The sequence below is a fragment of the Mycobacterium sp. genome (assembly GCF_049278535.1).
GTDB lineage: Bacteria > Actinomycetota > Actinomycetes > Mycobacteriales > Mycobacteriaceae > Mycobacterium.
The window spans coordinates 1-2197 of record NZ_JBAPMI010000056.1 but is presented as its reverse complement, the minus strand read 5'-3'; the positions used below and the strand labels follow the sequence as shown (position 1 = coordinate 2197).

The following is a 2197-nucleotide window of genomic DNA, read 5'->3' as shown; positions in this document are numbered from 1 at the left end:
CGCATCGACAACCCGCTGCTGGTCGAGGAAGACGGAGCCGTGTACCAAATGCGGCGCTGGTATCAGCAGTTCTACGTCGATGTCGCCGATGTCACGCCGGACATGACCGACCGCTTCGAGATCGAGGTGGACACCACCATCGCCAACGAGAAGTGGCACGTCGAGGTCGACGAGAACCTGCAAAAGCAGGCTTCAGAAGCCGAAGAGAAGGCGGAGCAGCCCGCGACATGAGTTCGCGCGACCAGCCGCCCGACGTCGATCGGCTAGCTCGGTCGATGCTGATGCTTCATGGCGATCACCACAGCCATGACGAGCCGACACCTGCCGGCCATGGCGGCCGCGGCGGATCCTGGTCTAAGGCACCGGCTTTCGCTGACGACCCAGAACGAGCCGCCGCAGTGCAGGCGGCCACCCAGGCCGACCGCACGCGCTATCTGACGTCGGGCCTGCAGCCGGTGGACTGCCGGTTCTGCCACGCCACGGTCAACGTCAAACGCCTGGGACCGGGGCATACCGCGGTGCAATGGAATAGCGAAGCATCGCAGCGCTGCGCCTATTTCGCCGAATTACGTGAGTCCGGAACCCACAGCGCGCGGACCCGATCCTGCCCGAAACTCGCCGACAGCATCGAACACGCGGTCGCCGAGGGATGTCTGGAGGCGGTGTCCACCGCTCCGCCCGCCGGCGACGGCTAGCCGAACCGGATCACAGCCCGGCGAAACGCTCCTTGACGGCTTCGGCGGTGAGCCCGTAGTCAGCCAGCGAGTAGGTATGCTTCGGAGCCCTTGCTCCGCTTTGGCTTTCGGCGTGGCTGTCTTCCATCGCCTGCCGGGCCTCGTCGGTGAACGGGATCTCGAATTTGCGGTAGATGTCGGCCACCGTGCCGATCGGGTCGGCGATCAACTCGCGATAGTCAACGTCGTAGAACTGGGCCGGGTTGTATTTGGCACGTGCGGTGTTGAACTGCTCCAGTCCGCGCGACCAGGTCTCCATTGCGTCCGCGCCGATTTGGGAGCCGACGAATGTCGTCGACCAGCCGTCGGTGGTGTGCTGCGCCAGCGAGCACATTGAAGCCATGATCGTCTCGACCGGTCGATGCGTCTGAATGACGAGAGCATCGGGATACGTCTTCATCAACGCGTCGAGCGCGAACAGGTGACTCGGGTTCTTCAGCACCCACCGCTTGTCGACGTCGTTGAGCCCGATCAGCTGAAGATTCTTGCGGTGCCGCCGATACGCCGGCGTCCAATCCTGCTGCGACAACCACTTCGAGTAACTGGGCAGGTGCGCCAGCGTCTCGTAGGACACCGAATGCAGCGACTGCCGCAGCAGCTGCCAACATTCCTCGAGCTCGTATGCGGCCATGAAATGCAGGCCGGTGTACCCGGGGTTGTCCTGGTGGTGCTGGGTGAACTGATCGTCGAGTTGGCGATATAGCGGATGGGACTCCCAGGTGTCGCGCGGCGGACGCGGCTGCGGGAACTCAGCCAGCCACATGTGCAGACCCTGCGCAGCCGGGTCGGCCCCGAGGAGCCGATGCAGCGCCGTGGTGCCGGTGCGCACCAGGCCGGTCACGAAGATGGGCCGCTTGACGGCGACATCAGCATGTTGCGGATACTGCTTCCAGGCGGATTCGGACAGCAGCCGGGCGACCAGAGCGCCGCGTAAGAAGAACCGATTCATCTTGCTGCCCAACACCGTAAGGCCGGCTTCCCGCCGATAGGAGTCCAACAGCACGCCCAGCGCTTCGCGGTAGTTGTCGTTGTCTACGCCGAAGTCGTCAAGCCCGGTCAGCTTGGTGGCCGAGGCGTGCAACTCATCGACAGTCGCGATGTCGGTGCGTTCAGTCACCAGTTCGCCGCCTCCTCCCCATCGCTTCGCTCTGCATCGTCGGCGGCGGCATCAGGTGTGGTACTCGCCGCAGTTGACGTCCAGCGTCTGGCCGCTGATGCCACTGGACAAGTCGCTGGCCATGAACATTATCGCCGACGCCACCTCGTCCTCGGTGGGCAGCCGCTTGAGGTCGGAGTTCGCCGCGGTGGCCTGATAGATCTGGTCTGCGGAGGTGCCGTATTTGCCCGCCTGATGCTCAAAGTAGGCTTGCAGCGTCTCGCCCCAGATATAGCCGGGTGCAACGGAATTGACGCGGATACCCTTCTCGCCCAATTCTGTGGCCAACGACTGCGACATCGACAGC

At 63.8% G+C, this 2197-nt stretch carries 3 protein-coding genes and 1 pseudogene; 2 read left to right on the top strand and 2 right to left on the bottom strand.

Annotation, left to right across the window (positions count from 1 at the left end; genetic code table 11):
* Both WAO18_RS03335 and WAO18_RS03330 read left to right on the top strand, forming a co-directional pair.
* A pseudogene (locus tag WAO18_RS03335) lies at positions 1-231 on the top strand (3-ketosteroid-9-alpha-hydroxylase); the annotation flags it as partial.
* On the top strand, positions 228-695 hold the full coding sequence (locus WAO18_RS03330) for a hypothetical protein (protein ID WP_422203868.1): 468 nt from the start codon (positions 228-230) through the stop codon (positions 693-695). The pseudogene WAO18_RS03335 and the gene WAO18_RS03330, both read left to right, overlap by 4 nt.
* Positions 696-705: 10 nt before the next feature.
* Here the strand turns inward: WAO18_RS03330 and WAO18_RS03325 are convergent, their stop codons facing one another.
* Both WAO18_RS03325 and WAO18_RS03320 read right to left on the bottom strand, forming a co-directional pair.
* On the bottom strand, positions 706-1851 hold the full coding sequence (locus WAO18_RS03325) for a sulfotransferase family protein (protein ID WP_422203866.1): 1146 nt from the start codon (positions 1849-1851) through the stop codon (positions 706-708).
* 51 nt (positions 1852-1902) lie between these two features.
* Positions 1903-2197: SDR family oxidoreductase (locus WAO18_RS03320; RefSeq protein ID WP_422203865.1), on the bottom strand; the 295-nt coding region annotated here is incomplete at its 5' end.

Bases quoted from the DNA above. Each gene is read 5' to 3' on its own strand.
- WAO18_RS03330 (WP_422203868.1), top strand. From the start codon at position 228: ATGAGTTCGCGCGACCAGCCGCCCGACGTCGATCGGCTAGCTCGGTCG.